At 69.2% G+C, this 18,265-nt stretch carries 19 protein-coding genes; 8 read left to right on the plus strand and 11 right to left on the minus strand.

The window, feature by feature from the left end:
- Nucleotides 1-456: 456 nt before the first annotated feature.
- A complete protein-coding gene (locus ACZ4SA_RS34635; RefSeq protein WP_468282064.1) occupies nt 457-1,110 on the minus strand; it encodes a DNA-3-methyladenine glycosylase in 654 nt (217 codons plus the stop codon).
- Nucleotides 1,111-1,239: 129 nt separating this feature from the next.
- Between ACZ4SA_RS34635 and ACZ4SA_RS34640 the strand changes: the two genes are divergently transcribed.
- From ACZ4SA_RS34640 to ACZ4SA_RS34650, 3 genes are all read left to right on the plus strand, one after another.
- On the plus strand, nt 1,240-2,022 hold the full coding sequence (locus ACZ4SA_RS34640; protein ID WP_468282066.1) for a sporulation protein: 783 nt from the start codon (nt 1,240-1,242) through the stop codon (nt 2,020-2,022).
- 55 nt (nt 2,023-2,077) lie between these two features.
- Nucleotides 2,078-2,614, plus strand: a complete 537-nt coding sequence (locus ACZ4SA_RS34645) for a YbhB/YbcL family Raf kinase inhibitor-like protein (protein WP_468282068.1) — start codon at nt 2,078-2,080, stop codon at nt 2,612-2,614.
- A gap of 205 nt (nt 2,615-2,819) precedes the next feature.
- Nucleotides 2,820-3,344 carry an HNH endonuclease gene (locus ACZ4SA_RS34650; RefSeq protein WP_468282070.1) on the plus strand — a complete coding sequence of 175 codons (525 nt, stop codon included), beginning with the start codon at nt 2,820-2,822 and terminating at the stop codon, nt 3,342-3,344.
- A 63-nt stretch (nt 3,345-3,407) separates the two neighbouring features.
- Here ACZ4SA_RS34650 and ACZ4SA_RS34655 read toward each other — a convergent pair whose 3' ends face one another.
- The 4 genes from ACZ4SA_RS34655 to ACZ4SA_RS34670 form a co-directional block, all read right to left on the minus strand.
- Nucleotides 3,408-4,181, minus strand: a complete 774-nt coding sequence (locus ACZ4SA_RS34655; RefSeq protein WP_468282072.1) for a sulfite exporter TauE/SafE family protein — start codon at nt 4,179-4,181, stop codon at nt 3,408-3,410.
- Between the two features lie 79 nt (nt 4,182-4,260).
- The gene (locus ACZ4SA_RS34660; protein ID WP_100106479.1) at nt 4,261-5,217 is read right to left on the minus strand and encodes an SPFH domain-containing protein; all 957 of its coding nucleotides are present in this window, start codon (nt 5,215-5,217) and stop codon (nt 4,261-4,263) included.
- A 198-nt stretch (nt 5,218-5,415) separates the two neighbouring features.
- A complete protein-coding gene (locus ACZ4SA_RS34665) occupies nt 5,416-5,844 on the minus strand; it encodes an NfeD family protein (RefSeq protein ID WP_468282074.1) in 429 nt (142 codons plus the stop codon).
- Nucleotides 5,845-5,959: 115 nt separating this feature from the next.
- A complete protein-coding gene (locus tag ACZ4SA_RS34670) occupies nt 5,960-6,751 on the minus strand; it encodes an ABC transporter ATP-binding protein (RefSeq protein WP_468282076.1) in 792 nt (263 codons plus the stop codon).
- 155 nt (nt 6,752-6,906) lie between these two features.
- On the opposite strand from ACZ4SA_RS34670, the gene ACZ4SA_RS34675 reads away from it, so the two are divergent.
- On the plus strand, nt 6,907-7,701 hold the full coding sequence (locus ACZ4SA_RS34675) for a hypothetical protein (RefSeq protein WP_468282078.1): 795 nt from the start codon (nt 6,907-6,909) through the stop codon (nt 7,699-7,701).
- A gap of 168 nt (nt 7,702-7,869) precedes the next feature.
- Here ACZ4SA_RS34675 and ACZ4SA_RS34680 read toward each other — a convergent pair whose 3' ends face one another.
- From ACZ4SA_RS34680 to ACZ4SA_RS34690, 3 genes are all read right to left on the minus strand, one after another.
- On the minus strand, nt 7,870-8,121 hold the full coding sequence (locus tag ACZ4SA_RS34680; RefSeq protein WP_468282080.1) for a chaplin: 252 nt from the start codon (nt 8,119-8,121) through the stop codon (nt 7,870-7,872).
- A gap of 139 nt (nt 8,122-8,260) precedes the next feature.
- Nucleotides 8,261-8,905: a response regulator gene (locus ACZ4SA_RS34685; RefSeq protein ID WP_468282082.1), complete on the minus strand. Its 645-nt coding sequence runs from the start codon at nt 8,903-8,905 to the stop codon at nt 8,261-8,263.
- Complete coding sequence (locus ACZ4SA_RS34690; protein WP_468282084.1) at nt 8,898-10,043, minus strand: GAF domain-containing sensor histidine kinase; 1,146 nt, start codon at nt 10,041-10,043, stop codon at nt 8,898-8,900. The genes ACZ4SA_RS34685 and ACZ4SA_RS34690 overlap by 8 nt, the downstream gene beginning before the upstream one ends.
- A 198-nt stretch (nt 10,044-10,241) precedes the next feature.
- On the opposite strand from ACZ4SA_RS34690, the gene ACZ4SA_RS34695 reads away from it, so the two are divergent.
- The 3 genes from ACZ4SA_RS34695 (at nt 10,242) to ACZ4SA_RS34705 (ending at nt 13,040) form a co-directional block, all read left to right on the plus strand.
- Complete coding sequence (locus tag ACZ4SA_RS34695; RefSeq protein WP_468282086.1) at nt 10,242-10,943, plus strand: SDR family NAD(P)-dependent oxidoreductase; 702 nt, start codon at nt 10,242-10,244, stop codon at nt 10,941-10,943.
- Nucleotides 10,940-12,070: an S-adenosylmethionine:tRNA ribosyltransferase-isomerase gene (locus tag ACZ4SA_RS34700; RefSeq protein ID WP_468282088.1), complete on the plus strand. Its 1,131-nt coding sequence runs from the start codon at nt 10,940-10,942 to the stop codon at nt 12,068-12,070. The genes ACZ4SA_RS34695 and ACZ4SA_RS34700 overlap by 4 nt, the downstream gene beginning before the upstream one ends.
- Before the next feature lie 262 nt (nt 12,071-12,332).
- Complete coding sequence (locus ACZ4SA_RS34705; protein WP_468282090.1) at nt 12,333-13,040, plus strand: transglycosylase SLT domain-containing protein; 708 nt, start codon at nt 12,333-12,335, stop codon at nt 13,038-13,040.
- Between the two features lie 110 nt (nt 13,041-13,150).
- On the opposite strand, the gene ACZ4SA_RS34710 is transcribed toward ACZ4SA_RS34705, so the two are convergent.
- Nucleotides 13,151-15,703, minus strand: a complete 2,553-nt coding sequence (locus ACZ4SA_RS34710; protein WP_468282092.1) for an ABC transporter ATP-binding protein/permease — start codon at nt 15,701-15,703, stop codon at nt 13,151-13,153.
- A 331-nt stretch (nt 15,704-16,034) separates the two neighbouring features.
- Here ACZ4SA_RS34710 and serB point away from each other — a divergent pair, with 331 nt between their 5' ends.
- On the plus strand, nt 16,035-17,261 hold the full coding sequence (gene serB / locus ACZ4SA_RS34715) for a phosphoserine phosphatase SerB (RefSeq protein ID WP_468282094.1): 1,227 nt from the start codon (nt 16,035-16,037) through the stop codon (nt 17,259-17,261).
- Between the two features lie 116 nt (nt 17,262-17,377).
- On the opposite strand, the gene ACZ4SA_RS34720 is transcribed toward serB, so the two are convergent.
- The gene (locus tag ACZ4SA_RS34720) at nt 17,378-17,929 is read right to left on the minus strand and encodes a SixA phosphatase family protein (RefSeq protein ID WP_468282096.1); all 552 of its coding nucleotides are present in this window, start codon (nt 17,927-17,929) and stop codon (nt 17,378-17,380) included.
- Nucleotides 17,930-18,002: 73 nt separating this feature from the next.
- Entirely contained in the window at nt 18,003-18,212 is a 210-nt protein-coding gene (locus ACZ4SA_RS34725; protein ID WP_468282098.1) for a hypothetical protein, read from the minus strand.
- Between the last annotated feature and the right edge of the window lie 53 nt (nt 18,213-18,265).

The following is an 18,265-nucleotide window of genomic DNA, read 5'->3' on the forward strand; positions in this document are numbered from 1 at the left end:
CCATCCGAAGACGGACGGGGTATCAACATATCTGGCGTTGATTTTTGGCACACTGTTGAGTTCTCAAGGAACGGACGCTTCCTTTGTACTCACCCTTGCGGGCTTTCCTCCGGGCGCTTCCCTCCGGTCTTGCGTTTCCGACTCTATCAGATCTTTCCGATCCGATTTCCTCGGCGTGCTTTCCAGCCTTTCGGCTTTCCGGCGGTTCCGACTTTATCAGATCTTTCGATCCGACTTTCTCGGTGTGCTTTCCGGCCCTCGGCCTTCCGGCGTGATCGTCACTTTAGCCGATTTCACTGGCGGCTCATAATCGAGCCATCAGATCCTGATTCCGGCATGCCGAAATCGCACCCGATTGGGTTCGTCGTCAGAAGTGGGTGGCCGCTCCGAAACTGCTGAACAGCAGTGCTCCGTCTCAAGCGGCTCGGGCTACGTTAGGCGTCCGGGGTACCCGAGTCAAGTTGCGCGCTGCGCCCCCCTGCGCCGTGGCACATGAGCCCGGTACGGGCTGACGGTCGGGTCGCCGTCGATCCAGAAGCGCCATGGGTGGTAGGCGCCTTCACCGCCCACTCCCGTGCGCGGGCCGTTCCGTACCTGGTCAGCCGTCGGCCGTTGGCCCGGCAGAAGCGACAGAGGGGCTGTGGGACCCAGGCAGAAGTCCGCGCCGTTCAGTGTCCGGTCGACGTCGAGGGCAGTGGCCAGACGGGCCGGCCCTTTGGCCAGTTCCTTGTCATGGCGGGCCGAGACTCGACGTTTGCGCGTCAGCTCGGCGCCCACCCGTACCTCGCCGGCTCGCAGCAGGACTCCGCTCGCTCTGCCTTCCGGGCCGCACACCACATTGAGGCAGTGCCACATCCCGTAGGTGAAGTAGACGTACGCATGGCCCGGAGGACCGAACATCACTTCGTTGCGCGCGGTGCGGCCGCGGAAGGCGTGGGAACCGGGGTCGGCCTCGCCCGCGTATGCCTCGACCTCCGTGATGCGCAGTTCTATGAGGCCTTCGTCGGTCCAACGGGCCAGGGTACGGCCGAGCAGGTCCGGCGCGACCTCCAGTACCGGTCGGTCGAAGAAGTCCCGGGGCAGCGGCGTGCGGTCAGAGCTCTCGATCATCGCGTTCGAGCGTACCGGGGGTCGATGGAGAACCACGGGGAACCGACTACGGTCGTGACGCGTATGTAGACGCGTATGTAGACGCGTATGTGAACGCGTATGTAGGGGCAAGACCAAGAAGGAGTTGGCATGGGCTTCAAGAGGCTGCTTGCGAGCATGGGTGCCGGTGGCGCCTCCGTCGAGACGGAGCTGACCGAGGCGAACGTCGTCCCCGGTGGCGTGGTCCAGGGTGAGGTGCGCATCCAGGGCGGCTCGGTTGATCAGCAGATCGAGGGACTGTCCGTAGGTCTCCAGGCGCGGGTCGAGGTCGAGGGCGGCGACCAGGAGGTCAAGCAGGACATCGAGTTCACCAAGCAGCGGCTCGGCGGCGCGTTCGAGGTCAAGGCTGGTGCGGTGCACGTTGTGCCGTTCGGCCTCGAGATCCCCTGGGAGACCCCGATCACCACGATCGAGGGCCAGCTGCTGCGTGGGATGGAGATCGGCGTCACGACCGAGCTGGAGATCGCGCGGGCCGTGGACTCCGGCGACCTGGACCCGATCAATGTGCACCCGCTGCCGGCGCAGCAGGCAATTCTCGACGCGTTCATCCAGCTGGGCTTCCGCTTCAAGAGCGCCGACATGGAGCGTGGTCACATCCGCGGGACACGCCAGCGGCTGCCGTTCTACCAGGAGATCGAGTTCCTGCCGCCGCAGCAGTACCGCGGCCTGAACCAGGTCGAGCTGACGTTCGTCGCCGACGACCGCGAGATGGACGTCGTCCTGGAGATGGACAAGAAGCCGGGTCTGTTCAGCGAGAGCAGCGACTCGTACAAGGCGTTCAAGGTGGGTCACCACGACTTCGCGTCGACCGACTGGGCGGCATACCTCAACCAGTGGCTGGCAGATGTCGGCGGGCGTCGCAACTGGCTCTAGGCTCGGGGCGAAAGCAGGTGAAAGAAAGCAGGACGGCCGAATCGGAGGGTTTGACGTGACCGAGCTCAACAGGGCTCCGCTTCCCCACGACTTTCATCCGCAGGTGCCCTCGTTCACCGTGGTGAGCGACGACATCGAGCATGGGTCGGTGCTGAAGGACTCCCAGCTGAAGGCGGGGGGCGACACCTCGCCGCATCTGCGCTGGGAGGGTTTTCCGCCGGGGACCAAGAGCTTCGCCGTGACGTGCTTCGACCCGGACGCGCCGACCGGCAGCGGTTTCTGGCACTGGGTGCTCTTCGACATCCCGGCGTCGGTGACGGAGCTGCCGGCAGGCGCGGGCGGCGGAAAGTTCGAGGGGCTGCCCGACGGCGCGGTCCATGTCCGTAACGACTACGGCTCGAAGGACTTCGGCGGTGCGGCCCCGCCTGCCGGCGAGAAGCACCGCTATGTCTTCACCGTGTACGCGGTGGACAGCGAAAAGCTCGGTCCCGGCGCCGATGTGTCACCGGCGGCCGTCGGCTTCAATCTGCGTTTCCACACGCTCGCCCGTGCACAGCTGATCGCCGAGTACGAGGCGCCCGCGCAGGGCTGAGAGTCAAGCCGAGAGTTCGTCCGGAGTTTGCCCTGCCCTGGTCTTGGAGAGACCAGGGCAGGGCAGTTTTGTTGCCGGGGGTCCTGGTGTCCTCTCCCGGCAAGGCAGAGATATTGCGTTGTCCATCTCGGCGCGCCCGGCCAGAGTTGATCCAAGCCTGATGCCCGCCGACGGGAGCTGGGCGGGGCGAACGGAGGTGGGCAGGATGCGGGACACACTGGTGCTCAATGCGAGCTTCGAGCCGCTGTCGACGGTGACGCTGAACCGTGCGGTGGTGCTGGTGCTCCAGGACAAGGCGGTTGTCGAGCAGTCCCACCCCGCGCTTCGTGTGCGTGCGGCCGCAGTGGATCTTCCGGTGCCGCGGGTGATCAGGCTCTGCAGATACGTGCGGGTGCCGTTCCGAAGACAGGCGCCGTGGTCGAGGCGGGGTGTGCTGGTGCGTGACCAGCACCGGTGCGCCTACTGCGGTCGGCGCGCCACGACGGTGGACCACGTGGTGCCGAGGTCGCGCGGCGGTGCCGACAGCTGGCTGAACACGGTGGCTTCCTGCACTGAGGACAATCACCGCAAGGCCGACCGTACGCCGGAGCAGGCGGGTATGCCGCTGCTGCACCAGCCGTTCGTGCCGTCGCCGGCGGACGCGATGCTGCTCGGTCTTCGGTCGGGCGAGCGTGCCGCGCTGCCGGACTGGCTGGCGGCGCAGCCCGCAGCGCAGGACACCGCCGCGTAGGCACCGCCGCCGTGGGACATGAGGACGAGGCCCGCTCCCTTGCACGGGGCGGGCCTCGTCGTGTCAGCGCAGCAGCAGCTGGACGATGGCGATGGTTCCGACGACGACGATGAAGGCGCGCAGCACGCCGGGCTTGAGCTTGCGGCCTATCCTGGCGCCGAGCTGGCCGCCGATGGTGGATCCGACTGCGATCAGCAGGACGGCGGTCCAGTCGAATTCGGCGACGAAGAGGAAGAAGACGGCGGCGACTCCGTTGACGACGGCGCCGAGGATGTTCTTGACGGCGTTGATGCGCTGCAGGTTGTCGTCGAGCAGCAGTCCCATGAGGGAGAGGTAGAGGATGCCCTGGGCGGCGCCGAAGTAGCCGCCGTACGCACTGGCGAACAGCAGGCCGGTGTGTAGGGCGGGGCCGCCGTGCGGGTGCGCTTCGGTGCCCTGTGCTTCGTGGCGCCGCTGGACCGCCGCGGCGAGGCGTGGCTGGAGGATGATGAGGACCAGCGCCAGGGCGATCAGTACGGGGACGATGGTGTCGAACGCGTCCGAGGGCAGGGCGAGCAGCAGAACGGCGCCGGCCAGGCCGCCGACGAGTGCGGTGGCGCCGAGGCGGAGGACCCGGCGGGTTTGTCCACGCAGCTCGGCGCGGTAGCCGATGGCTCCGCTGATGGAACCGGGTACGAGACCGAGGGCGTTGGAGACGTTCGCGGTGATCGGTGACAGCCCGGTGGCGAGCAGCACGGGGAAGGTGATCAGGGTGCCGGAGCCGACGATGGTGTTGATGGTTCCGGCTCCCACGCCGGCCGCGAATACCGCCAGTACTTCCCAGATGGACAACGCCATCTCCTTACATGGGCCGTGAGTCGCCTCCCCGCCATCAAGGTCGAGGGGCCTCACCGATCATGCATGAAGGGTGCGCGCGTCAGTCGATGGGGGGCTGCTCGCGCCGTTCCGTACCGTTGCCGCCGGTCTGCTTGGGTACGGAGCCGCCACCCATGCCTGCCATCGGGTTGAAGTTGCCCATGGCTCCGCTGAGTCCCTTGAGGGCGTCGCCGATCTCGCTGGGGACGATCCAGAGCTTGTTGGCGTCGCCTTCGGCGATCTTCGGGAGCATCTGGAGGTACTGGTAGGCGAGGAGCTTCTGGTCGGCGTCTCCCGCGTGGATGGACTCGAAGACCGTACGGATGGCCTGGGCCTCGCCCTCGGCGCGGAGGGCGGCCGCCTTGGCCTCACCTTCCGCGCGCAGGATCGCCGACTGCTTCTCACCCTCGGCGGTGAGGATCTGCGACTGGCGGATGCCTTCCGCGGTGAGGATCGCCGCGCGCTTGTCACGGTCGGCGCGCATCTGCTTCTCCATCGAGTCCTGGATGGAGGTCGGCGGCTCGATGGCCTTGAGCTCGACGCGGTTGACGCGGATGCCCCACTTGCCGGTGGCCTCGTCGAGGACGCCGCGGAGGGCCGCGTTGATCTCCTCGCGGGAGGTGAGGGTCCGCTCAAGGTCCATGCCACCGATGATGTTGCGGAGGGTGGTGACGGTGAGCTGCTCGATGGCCTGGATGTAGCTTGCGACTTCGTAGGTTGCGGCGCGGGCGTCGGTGACCTGGTAGTAGATGACGGTGTCGATATTGACCACCAGGTTGTCCTGAGTGATCACCGGCTGGGGCGGGAAGGGGACGACCTGCTCACGGAGGTCGATGCGGTTGCGGATCGAGTCGATGAACGGCACGACGATGTTCAGGCCCGCGTTGAGGGTGCGGGTGTAGCGTCCGAAGCGCTCGACGATGGCGGCGCTGGCCTGTGGGATGACCTGGATCGTCTTGATCAGGGCGATGAAGACCAGCACCACCAGAATGATCAGGACGATGATGATCGGTTGCATCGCGTTCCCTGTGCCCTTCGCTGCCGGATGAGTCTGATGATCAGTTTCCCAGAACACGGGCTGTGCTGTGGACCGTTCGTCCGTTTCGGCCGACCGGTTCGCGTCGATTCCGGGGGCGACCGGCCTGGTGGTCCGGCGGTGGACCGGGGGGTGTCGGAGCGGTTGACGAAGCTTGCGGGCGAGGCGGTTGACGGCCTGTCACATGACGACGGCCGTGGCTCCGTCGATCTCGACGACATCGACCTGCTGGCCCTCTTCGTAGGCCATGGTCGTGTCGAAGGCGCGGGCCGACCAGATCTCGCCGGCGAGCTTCACACGGCCGCCATTGCCGTCGACCCGTTCCAGCACGACCGCCTGACGCCCCTTCAGGGCATCGACGCCGCTCGCGAACTGGGGACTCTGGGATCTGTGTCTCATCGCGATGGGCCGCACGACGGCGATGAGCGCCACGGACACGGCGGCGAATACGAGCACTTGGGCCACTGTGCCGCCGCCCACCGCCGCGACGACGGCCGCGGCCACCGCTCCGGCGGAGAACATTCCGAATTCCGGCATGGCGGTCAGCACGAGCGGAATGCCCAGTCCGACCGCGCCTATCAGCCACCACACCCATGCGTCGATGTCCACAGGGGCATGGTAGGTCCGCCGGACGCGCTCGGGACAGGGGGCGAGACAGGTCGGCCCCTGTCCGCCGCCGGAGTCGTCAGCCCTCGTCCGGCAGCCGAACCGTCAACCAGGGCCGTCAGCCGAGCGGAAGGCCCTGGGCTGTCCACCGCTCGCCGTTGCGCTCGACGACGAGCGGCAGCCCGAAGCAGAGCGAGAGGTTGCGGGAGGTCAGCTCGGTCTCCATTGGACCCGCGGCGAGCACCTTGCCCTGACGGATCATCAGAACGTGGGTGAAGCCGGGCGCGATCTCCTCGACATGGTGCGTGACCATGATCATGGAGGGGGCGTACGGGTCACGGGCGAGCCGTCCGAGGCGGCGGACCAGGTCCTCACGGCCACCGAGGTCGAGACCGGCAGCCGGCTCGTCGAGGAGCAGCAGCTCGGGGTCGGTCATCATGGCGCGGGCGATCAGGGTGCGCTTGCGCTCGCCCTCGGAAAGCGTGCCGAACTTGCGGTCCAGGTACTCGGTCATGCCGAGGCGGTCCAGGAACGCGCGGGCGCGCTGCTCGTCGACCTCGTCGTAGTTCTCGTGCCAGGTCGCGGTCATGCCGTACGCGGCGGTGAGCACCGTCTGCAGGACGGTCTGGCGCTTGGGGAGCTTCTCGGCCATGGCGATACCGGCCATGCCGATGCGCGGCCGGAGCTCGAAGACATCGACGCCGCCGAGGCGCTCGCCGAGGATCGTCGCCGTGCCGGCGGTCGGGAAGAGGTAGCTGGAGGCGATGTTGAGCAGGGTGGTCTTGCCGGCGCCGTTCGGGCCGAGGATGACCCAGCGCTCACCCTCCTTGACCGACCAGGAGACGTCGTCCACCAGAGCGCGTCCGTCGCGGACCACGGATACGTCCACCAGCTCCAGTACATCGCTCATGAGCGCGCAGTCTCCCCATGCAATCGTCTTGAGGTCTTCCGGTGCGTTTCGGGTTCTTTTGTGCACCTGGTGCACCTGAGGGCACACCACCCAGGGAAAACCTACGCCACCGGGTGAGTGCTCCGGTCGCCCGGTCCGGTCCCTAGGCTGGGGGCATGCTTTCGGAACCACGCTCAGGACGGCTGACCGCATGGGGAAATGCCCTTTTGGCCGGACTTGTGTCACCGGACGACGCCGTGCACGCGATCGTCGGCGACGACGCGGCGCACCGGGTCGAGGACCTGCCCGGCGAGAGTGCCCCGGTCGGGCTGACGCTGGCGCTGGGACGCCTGCGCACGCTCGGCGTGACCGGCTTCCGGGTCGCGCTGCCCTCGGCGGGCCACCCGCTGGGGCTCAGCGGACCGCCCGAGTTCAACGCGCGGGCGCTCGATGCGGAGGAAGCCGTCGTCGCAACGGGCGCGGCGTACGGGCTGGTGCCCGAGGTCCACGAGGCGGGCCCGGCCGGCGACCTGCACGTGGAGGTCGTCTGGCACTGCCTGCCGGTACGGGACGCTCCGCCCGCGGACGTGCCGTCGCTCGGCGAGGCGGAACGTGAACTCGCGGAGGCCCTGCGGGATGCGACGGCGACGCTGACACGGCTCGACGTGGCGGCGTCGGGGCCGGTGGCGGAGGCGGCGCTGGACGCGTACCGGGCACGGGCGGAAGGGGGTGGCGCGGGCGAGACGCTGGCACCCGGTTATCCGCCGCGGGCGGTCCGGGTGTTGGAACTGGCGCAGCGCATCGGCCTGCTGGTCTCGCTGGCGTACGAGAACGGGCACGGGGGTGCGGTGAGCGCGTCGGAGATGGCGGCGCGGGGTGAGACGCTGCGACCGGTGGAGCGCGTGGCGCGGCGGGCGCAGGTGGCGGCGTACAACGCGTACGTGGAGGAGCGGGAGCGAGAGCGCGACTGAGGCCGGAAAGCGCTGCGGGCAGCGTCAGCCCCGTTGGACCCCCGGCCGCCGGGCGGTAGGGCGGGACAGGGGCGCGGGAACCGCTGCGGGCAACTTCAGGGTGGTACCCGTACGGCCCCCGGGCGGCGCAGCGCGCGGGGGCCGTACGGACGGCATCAAGACGATGCGTCAGCCGTTGAAGCCGGCGTTGCCGAACGCCGGGTTCAGCAGGCCCACCACGTTCACCGTGTTGCCCACCACGTTCACCGGGACATGCACCGGCGCCTGGATCAGGTTGCCGGAAAGGACACCGGGGGACTTGACGGCCTCGCCATGGGCGTGGGCGCCGCCGCCGGTGGTGGCCGACGCGACACCCGAGCCTGCGGCAACCAGGCTGCCGGCGATCATGGTGAGGGCAGCAGCCTTCTTCAGGTTCTTCACTTCGTCATTCCTCCTGAGCATTCGCTGCGGCCGGCCGCCGCAGCACGTCATGAAGAACGCTCACGACTGGATCAGGATGCGCCGTATGGGTGACATACACCCGACAGTATGAATCTCGCACCGGAGCGTGACGCTCCGCTCAGCCCGCCATTCCGTGCCGCACCGCCCACAGCGCCGCCTGCGTACGGTCCGCCAAATCGAGCTTCATCAGGATGTTCGAGACGTGGGTCTTGACCGTCTTCTCCGAAAGGACCAGCGCCCGCGCGATCTCCCGGTTGGAGCGCCCGTCCGCGATCAGCCCGAGCACCTCGCGCTCCCGCTCCGTGAGACTGTTGCCCCGGCCCGTGCCGCCGCCCGGCTCGTCGTCGGAGAGCAGCGCGCCCGCGATCTCCTGCTGCAGCAGGACATGACCGGCGTGCACGGAGCGGATGGCGCCGGCCAGCGCGTCCGGGTCGACGTCCTTGTACACATAGCCGGAGGCACCCGCGCGCAGGGCAGGGACGACCGTGCGCTGCTCGGTGAAACTGGTGACGATCAGAACCTTTGCCGGGTTGGCCAGCTCCCTGAGCCTCCGCAGGGCGTCGATACCGTCCATCCCCGGCATCTTGACGTCCATGAGGACGACGTCGGGCCGCAGCTCCTCGGTCAGCGCGACGCCCTCCGCACCGTCGCCCGCCTCGCCGACCACCTCTATGTCGTCCTGGATCTCGAGGAACGTACGCAGCCCTCGCCGCACCACCTGATGGTCGTCGACCAGCAGGACCCGAATCCTGTTGTCAGCCACCGGGGACCTCCATCTCGATCGTGGTGCCCTGGCCGGGGGCCGATTCGACGGTGAGCCTGCCGCCGATGCCGCCCGCCCTGTCGCGCATCGAGACGAGTCCCAGATGGCGGCCGGCCCTGCGGACGGCCCTCGGTTCGAAGCCCCTGCCGTCATCGGTGACGGACAGGACGGCGCCCTGTCCGCGGCGGACCAGCACCACGTCCACCGCCTTCGCGCCGGAGTGGCGCAGCGCGTTGTGCAGGGCCTCCTGCGCGACCCGCAGCAGCGCCTCCTCCTGGGCGGCCGGCAGGGCCCGGATGCCGGTGGTGTCGAAGGTGACGCGCGCGTCGTGGGCGCGGTCGAGGACCTGTATGTGGGTGCGGAGGGTGTTGACGAGACCGTCCTCGTCGAGCGCGGCGGGGCGCAGCTCGACGACGGCGGCCCTCAGCTCGTCCGCGGCCTCCGCGGCGAGCGCCGCGACCTGCTGCAGTTCGCCCTTGGCCCTCCCCGGGTCGCGGTCCACGAGGGCTGCGGCGGCCTGGGCGGTCAGCCGCAGCGAGAAGAGCTTCTGGCTCACGGCGTCATGCAGTTCGTGGGCGAGGCGGGAGCGCTCCTCCGCGATGGTGAGCTCGCGGCTGCGTTCGTACAGGCGGGCGTTGGTGAGGGCGATCGCCGCGTGCTGGGCGAGGATCCCGAGCAGCTCCTCGTCCTCCTCGGTGAAGCCGCAGCCGCCGTCCGGCTTGGGGCAGCTCTTGTTCGCGAGGAACAGGGCGCCCATGATCTCGTCGCCGTCCTTGATCGGCAGACCGAGGAAATCGGACATGTCCGGGTGCGTGGACGGCCAGCCCTCGAAACGGGGGTCCTTGCGGACGTCCGCGAGCCGCTCCGTCTTCGCCTCGTGGAGCATCGCGGCGAGGATGCCGTGCTGGCGCGGGAGGGGCCCGATCGCTTTCCACTGGGCGTCGCTGACGCCGTCGACGACGAACTGCGCGAAGCCTCCGTGGTCGTCGGGCACGCCCAGCGCCGCGTACTCGGCGTCGAGAAGCTCGCGCGCCGAGGCCACGATCGTCTTCAGGACGTCGCGCACCTCGAGATGCCGGCTCATCGCGAGGAGTGCGGTGCTCACGGCGGCGAGGCCGGAGCCGGGTCGGTGACTCATGACCTCACGGTACCGGCGGGGTGTGACAGTCCGTATCGGACCGGGGACCGCATCCGCTTAGGACTGCGGGCGTAGGTCGAAGTGCCTTGCCCGGAAGGTCCTCGCGCCCGAGGCGGCGGTCCGGACGGCGTTCCTAGGTTGGGTCCATCCACACAGGCCGCACAGGCGGCATCCGGGGACAGCAAGGGGATGGGCACGATGCCGGTAGCAGTGATCACTGGGGCGTCGAAGGGGCTGGGGCGCGCCCTGGCGGCGGCGCTCGCGGAGCAGGGCTGGGATCTGGTGCTGGGCGCCAGGACCGCGGACGTACTGAAGGAGAGCGCCGAGCACGCCGGACTGTACGGGACCCGGGTCGTCGCGGTCCCCGGGGACGTCACGGACGCCGCACACCGCAGTGAGCTGGTGGCCGCGGCGGGCGCGCTGGGCGGCCTGGACCTGCTGGTGAGCAACGCGAGCGCGCTGGGTGCGGAACCGCTGGTGCGGCTGGAGGCGCTGCCGGTGGCGGGGCTGCGGGCGGCGCTGGAGACCAATGTGGTCGCGGCTCTCGGTCTCGTACAGGAGGCGTTGCCGCTGCTGCGGGCGTCGCGGGCGGGTGGGGCGGTCGTCACGGTCAGTTCGGACGCGGCGGCTGAGGCGTACGAGACATGGGGCGGCTACGGGGCGTCGAAGGCCGCGCTGGACCATCTCGCCGCCGTTCTCGCGGTCGAGGAGGAGCCCGGCCTGCGGGTGTGGAGCGTCGACCCCGGCGACATGCAGACCGACCTGTACGAAGCGGCCGTGCCGGGCGACCGGGATGAGCGCCCTTCGCCCGAGTCCGTCGTCCCCGCCTTTCTGCGGCTGCTCGCGGAGCGGCCGGCCGGCGGCCGCTACGTGGCACGCACGCTGCTGGAGACCCGATGAGGGCCGGGCCCGAGGAGGCGGTCCCGTCCGTGTCGGACGCGCTGCGTGTGCCGGACGGCCTGTCCGCGCGGGTGCCCGCCGAGGAGCGCGGGTCGGGGCGGGACGACGTACGGCTGCTGGTTTCGCAGGGGATGCACGTCTCCCATCACCACTTCCGTGAGTTGCCGGGCCGGTTGCGCGCCGGTGACGTGCTCGTCGTCAACACGTCGACCACCCTGGCTGCCGCGGTCGACGGGCGGCTCGGCGGCGAGGCGGTCGTGGTGCACTTCTCGACCCGCGGCGACCGGGGTCGCTGGGCGGTGGAGCTGCGCCGGCCGGACGGCTCGGGGAGCACACTGCCGCGGTCCGGGGGCCCGGTGGGGGCTGTCGTACGGGTGCCCGGCGGCGGTGAGCTCGTCATGGAAGGGCCGCTCGTCCCCGGCGCGGAGCGACTGTGGTGGGCTGAGGTGTCGGTGGACGTACCGCGCCTGCTGCGGCGGTACGGCAGGCCGATCCGCTACGGCTACACGACGCGGGACCAGCCGCTGTCCGCCTACCGGACGGTCTTCGCGCTCCCCTCCCCCGACGGTTCCGGCTCGGCGGAGATGCCGAGCGCCGCCCGCCCCTTCACCACGCGCGTGGTGGCGGACCTGGTGAGCCGGGGAGTGCAGTTCGCACCGATCGTGCTGCATACGGGCGTGGCGTCGGCGGAGACCCACGAGCCGCCGTATCCGGAGCGCTTCGAGGTGCCTGCGACGACGGCCTGGCTGGTGAACGCCGCTCGCGCCGCCGGGGGCAGGATCGTGGCGGTCGGCACGACGGCCGTGCGGGCACTGGAGTCGGCCGTGGACCGCGAGGGTGCCGTGCGTCCGTGCTCCGGCTGGACGGATCTGGTCGTCACTCCCCGGCGCGGGGTGCTGGTGGTGGACGGTCTGCTGACCGGGCTGCACGAGCCCGAGGCGTCGCACCTGCTGATGCTCGAAGCGATAGCCGGACGGGCGGCGCTGGCGCGCGCGTACGCCGAGGCGGTGCGGCACCGCTACCTGTGGCACGAGTTCGGCGACGTCCATCTCCTCCTCCCGCAGGAGAAGCTCCTCCAGCCGTGGAAGAGGCGTCACTCATCGGATTGCTCGAGCAACAGTTGGTGACGCTTCTCCTCGGCCGATGTGAGCCCGGGCATAGGGCGCACGTCACTTACGAGACTCTTTAGTTGATACAAAAGGGGCATCCGACCGCGGACAGTGCTGGCCAAACCGGACATTGGGAGCAAGCGATCCACTACCTCGGATCGTACGTCACATCTTTGCCAGGGGATTTTGCGCCAGCTAAGAATTGCCGACGTCGCTTCCGAACAGCGCAGAGCCGATCCGGCCTGAGGCGACTTTCCGCTATTCGAAGAGGTACGTCTGTATGTCCGCGTTCATCACCCCTGAGATCCGCCGCCGAATCAAGAGCCGCAAGACCGCCGTCGCCGGCGTCGCCGCCGTCGCCGCCGCCACGGTCGCTCTCTCGCTCGCCCCCACGGGCGACGCCGAGGCCGGCGTCCGGACCGAGGCCGTCGCCGCAGCCCCGGTGGCCTGGAAGGCCGACTCGAAGCAGGTCGCGGCTGTGCAGGAGAGCATCACCGGCCAGCAGACCGCCTTCGAGGCCCAGCTCAAGGCCACCCAGGCCAAGGCCAAGGCCCAGGCGAAGGCGGCCGCCGAGAAGAAGGCCGCTGCCGAGGCCGCCGCCGAGAAGCGCGCCAAGGACGAGGCCGCCAGCCGCTCCGCCGCGCGCAAGCCGGCCAAGGTGACCTACCCGAACAACCTGGACGGCTGGATCCGCGAGGCCCTGTCCATCATGAAGAAGCACGACATCCCCGGCACCTACGAGGGCATCCACCGCAACATCATGCGTGAGTCCTCCGGTAACCCGCGGGCCATCAACAACTGGGACATCAACGCCATCAACGGCGTCCCGTCGAAGGGCCTGCTGCAGGTCATCAAGCCCACCTTCGACGCCTACCACGTCCCGGGCACCAAGAAGGACCAGTACGACCCGGTCGCGAACATCGTCGCCGCCTGCAACTACGCGGCCGACCGCTACGGCTCGATGGACAACGTCAACAGCGCCTACTGAGGCCTGCTGAGCCGAGCCGGCACAACCCGGCGGACATGAAACAGACGCTGAAGGGCGCACCCCACGCGGGGTGCGCCCTTCGGCGTCGTCGGGCTACGGCGTGATGTGCGTTACTTGCGCATGACCTCGGGCTCGTGGCGGCGCAGGAAGCGTGCCACCAGGAACCCGCACAGGGCGCCGAGCGCGAGGAGTGCGGCCATGTCCATACCCCAGGCCGCGGCCTCGTGGTCCCACAGCGGGTCCGTGCTGGTCGGGTCGTCCGTGTTCGGGTTGATCCGGTTGAAGTCCAGCGTGGTTCCGGCGGCGGCGACCGCCCAGCGCGACGGCATCAGGTACGAGAACTCGTTGACGCCGACAGTGCCGTGCAGGATGAAGAGGCAGCCGGTGAACACGACCTGGATGATCGCGAACATGACCAGCAGCGGCATGGTCTTCTCTGCGGTCTTCACCAGTGCCGAGATGATCAGGCCGAACATCATCGAGGTGAATCCGAGCGCCATGATCGGCAGGGAGAGCTCGAGCATGACCGCCCCGCCCAGGACCAGCCCTTCCTCGGGCAGCTCGCGGGTGGCGAAGCCGATGGCTCCGACCAGGGCACCCTGGACAACCGTGATCAGACCGAGGACGATCACCTTCGACATGAGGTACGCGGAGCGCGACAGGCCCGTGGCCCGCTCCCGCTCGTAGATCACGCGTTCCTTGATCAGCTCACGGACCGAGTTGGCGGCGCCCGCGAAGCACGCGCCCACCACGAGGATCAGCAGCACCGTGGTGGCGGTGCCGTTGGGGATGACCCGCCCGGTCTGCTCGTTGACGTTGACCAGCAGGCCCTTGTCCGGGTCGATGACCAGGCTCACCGCGCCGAGAACCGCCGGCAGGACCAGCATCAGCGCCATGAAGCCCTTGTCGGACGCGATGACGGAGACATAGCGCCGGATCAGGGTGAACAGCTGGGAGCCCCAGCTTTGCGGCTTGGGCGGCCTGATCTGCTGCGGCGGCGGCATGTTCACCGCCTGCGCGGCGACGGCGTCGATGTCCGCGGCGTACATCTGGTAGTGCTGCGAACCGCGCCAGCGGCCCGCCCAGTCGTAGTCGCGGTAGTTCTCGAACGCGGAGAAGACGTCGGCCCAGGTGCTGTACCCGAAGAAGTTGAGCGCCTCCTCCGGCGGACCGAAGTACGCCACGGAGCCACCGGGCGCCATGACGAGCAGCTTGTCGCACAGCTGGAGCTCGGCCACGGAGTGCGTGACGACGAGGACCGTACGGCCGTCGTCGGCCAGACCCCGCAGCAGCTGCATGACGTCACGGTCCATGCCCGGGTCGAGGCCGGAGGTCGGCTCGTCCAGGAAGATCAGCGACGGCTTGGTCAGCAGCTCCAGGGCCACGGAGACGCGCTTGCGCTGGCCGCCGGAGAGCGAGGTGACCTTCTTGTCCTTGTGGAGGTCGAGCTTCAGCTCGCGCAGCACCTCGTCGATACGCGCCTCTCGCTCGGCCTCGGCCGTGTCGCCGGGGAAGCGGAGCTTGGCCGCGTACTTGAGCGCCTTACGAACGGTGAGCTCCTTGTGCAGGATGTCGTCCTGCGGGACCAGACCGATGCGCTGGCGCAGCTCTGCGAACTGCTTGTAGAGACTGCGGTTGTCGTAGAGGACGTCGCCCTGGTTGGCGGGCCGGTAGCCGGTGAGCGCCTTGAGCAGGGTGGACTTTCCGGAACCGGACGGGCCGATGACACCGATCAGCGACTTCTCCGGGACGCCGAAGGAGACGTCGCGGAGGATCTGCTTGCCGCCGTCGACGGTCACCGTGAGGTGCCGGGCCGAGAAGGAGACCTCACCGGTGTCGACGAACTCCTCGAGCTGTCCGCCGACGATACGGAAGGTGGAGTGGCCGACGCCGACGATGTCGTTCGGGCCGATGATGACCGTGCCGGACTTGGCGATCGGCTGACCGTTGACGTACGTGCCGTTGTGCGACCCGAGGTCGCGGATCTCGAAGCGGCCGTCGGGGTGCGCACTGAACTCGGCGTGGTGGCGCGAGACCTGGAGGTCGGAGACGACCAGCTCGTTCTCGAGCGCACGACCGATACGTATGACGCGACCGAGCGCCAACTGGTGGAAGGTCGTCGGGCTGCGGTCGCCGTGGACGGGCGGAGCTCCCTGCGCCTTCTGCATGCCCTGCTGGTGCGGGACCTGCGGCTGCTGCGCCTGCGGAGGCTGCTGCTGCCAGCCCTGCTGAGGCGGCTGCTGCTGGGCGGGGGGCTGCGGCCAGCCCTGCTGCGGCTGCTGGGCCGGTGCCTGGTGCGCCGGGGCCTGCTGGGCCATCTGCTGCGGGGCGGCGGCCTGCGCGCTGTAGGCGCCCGCGCCGGCCGGCGCACCGGCACCGCTCAGAGCGAGTCGGGGACCGTCGGTGGCGTTGCCCAGATGGACGGCCGTCCCCGCGCCGATCTCCATCTGATGGATCCGCTGCCCCTGCACGTACGTGCCGTTGGTGCTGCCGTGGTCCTCGATGACCCAACTACGCCCGCCCCAGCTGATCGTGGCGTGCCGCCACGACACTCTGGCGTCGTCGATCACCACATCCCCCTGCGGATCGCGTCCCAGGGTGTACGACCGGGACGGATCGAGCGTCCAGGTCCTTCCGTTCAATTCCAGTACGAGTTCCGGCACTCCATGCCCCACTAGTTGTCCCCCGAGCTTCCCCCGTCGCCGGGAGTCTAGGGAAGGCGAACATCGTGGGGAACTATTTCAGGCCCGGTCCCGTATCCGAAAGTCGGGCCTTGTGAAGACCTCGTTCGGTACGGAGTCGGTACGTTCGCCGGCGCCGACGGGCACCGCGAGGGGTGACGATCACCCACGAGTGGTCATGGATCATGTGTGAACCAAATAATCCGCGCCAATCAGGTCGAACGTGCCGGTCCCGGCCACTGGGCGGATGGCCTGTCCGGCAGGCGGGACGGGACGTCTCCTCCCGGCCGTCGCCCGATACGGTGGTAGCACCATGAGCGCATCGCAGCCCCCTCCCAACGCCGACGTCCCCACCCTTCTCGTCAAGATCTTCGGGAAGGACCGCCCGGGGATCACCGCCGGGCTCTTCGACACCCTCGCCGCGTACGCCGTCGACGTCGTCGACATCGAGCAGGTCGTGTCCCGGGGCCGCCTCGTGCTGTGCGTCCTCGTCACGGCGCCGAGCGTGGGCGGGGCCACCGAGGGCGACCTGCGTGCCACCGTGCACAGCTGGGCCGACTCACTGAAACTGCAGGCCGAGATCATCTCCGGTACGGGCGACAACCGGCCGCGTGGCAGCGGACGTTCGCATGTGACCGTGCTCGGGCACCCGCTCACCGCGGATTCCACGGCGGCCATAGCGGCCACCATCGCCGACGTCGGCGGCAACATCGACCGCATCTTCCGGCTCGCGAAGTACCCCGTCACCGCTGTGGAGTTCGCGGTCTCCGGCGTGGAGACCGAGCCGCTGCGGACCGCGCTGGCCATAGAGGCCGCCGAGATCGGGGTCGACGTGGCCGTCGTCTCCGCGGGGCTGCACCGGCGGGCGCAGCGGCTGGTGGTCATGGACGTGGACTCCACGCTCATCCAGGACGAGGTCATCGAGCTCTTCGCGGCGCACGCCGGCTGCGAGGCCCAGGTCGCGGAGGTGACCGCCGCGGCGATGCGCGGCGAGCTGGACTTCGAGCAGTCGCTGCACGCACGGGTGGCGCTGCTCGAGGGTCTCGACGCCTCCGTCGTCGACAAGGTGCGCGCGGAAGTGCGGCTCACCCCGGGGGCACGCACCCTGATCCGTACGCTGAAGCGGCTCGGCTACCAAGTGGGCGTCGTCTCCGGCGGCTTCACCCAGGTCACCGACGACCTGAAGGAACGGCTCGGGCTCGATTTCGCGTCGGCGAACACGCTGGAGATCGTGGACGGGAAGCTCACCGGCCGCGTTGTGGGCGAGATCGTGGACCGGGCGGGCAAGGCGCGGCTGCTGCGCCGGTTCGCGGCCGAGGCAGGGGTTCCGCTCGCGCAGACCGTCGCGATCGGCGACGGCGCGAACGATCTGGACATGCTGAACGCCGCGGGGCTCGGTGTCGCGTTCAATGCCAAGCCCGTCGTGCGCAAGGCCGCACACACGGCGGTCAATGTGCCCTTCCTGGACACGGTGCTGTATCTGCTGGGTATCACCCGCGAAGAGGTCGAGGCCGCCGACGACGGCACCGGCGAGCACTGACGGGCGCCGCACGCGGAAGCGACTCAGGGCAGCGGGCGGACCCGGCACACAGTGTGTGCCGGGCTCGCTCTGTGCCGTGACGGGTCAGTCGTGCGGGGTCCGGTAGCCGTGACGGGTCAGTCGTGCGGGGTCCAGTAGTCGAGCAGCGTGCCCACGCCGTGCTCCACGGACTTCCATGATCCGGCGAAGGACACGATGGCAAACGCCGAGGTCGGGAAGCCGTCACGGGTCATGCGGGACAGCGCGTCCCCCTCGGTCCCGCCCGCGAGGGCGTCGGCGAGAGCGTGCATTCCGGGGTTGTGGCCGATGACGAGCAGGTCGTTCACATCGTCAGCGGTTTCGTTGAGCAGGGCGAGCAGGTCGCCGAGGGATGCCTCGTACAGCCGCTCCTCGTACACCGTCTTCGGGCGGTGCGGCAGCTCGTGAACGGCGAGCTTCCATGTCTCGCGGGTCCTGGCCGCGGTGGAGCAGAGGGCCAGGTCGAAGTCGATGCCGGTCTCCGCGAGCCGGCGGCCGGCCACGGGGGCGTCCTTGCGGCCACGCTCTGCGAGCGGGCGCTCATGGTCGGACACCTGGGGCCAGTCGGCCTTCGCATGCCGGAGGAGAACGATCCTGCGGGATTCGGGAGGTCCGGGGGGTGTCCCCCCGGAAGACACAGCGGCGCTCATGCAACCCAGCTTCGCATGAATTGAGCCATCAGGCGCAGGGTGTTGGGGTGCCCACCCGTCATGGGTGACCCCGTCAAGGGGCCAGTGTGCGCAGGATCAGCCGGAGGACCTCGCCGACGGCGGGGGCGTTGCCGGACACGGCGTGCACCTGCCCCGGGCCGGCGATCAGCGTGAGCAGCGTGCAGAAAGCGACGGCCGGGAGAGCCAGCGCCCACCAGGGCAGCCGGGCCCCGACGACGACCGGGGCCTGGGTACGGGACCGGGTGTGCGCGTGGGCCTGCATGGCCGCCTCCGTAGGTCTGAGGTCGAGTCCCTCAAACGTACGGATCATGAAGG

It is taken from the genome of Streptomyces sp. NPDC027962, assembly GCF_055566095.1.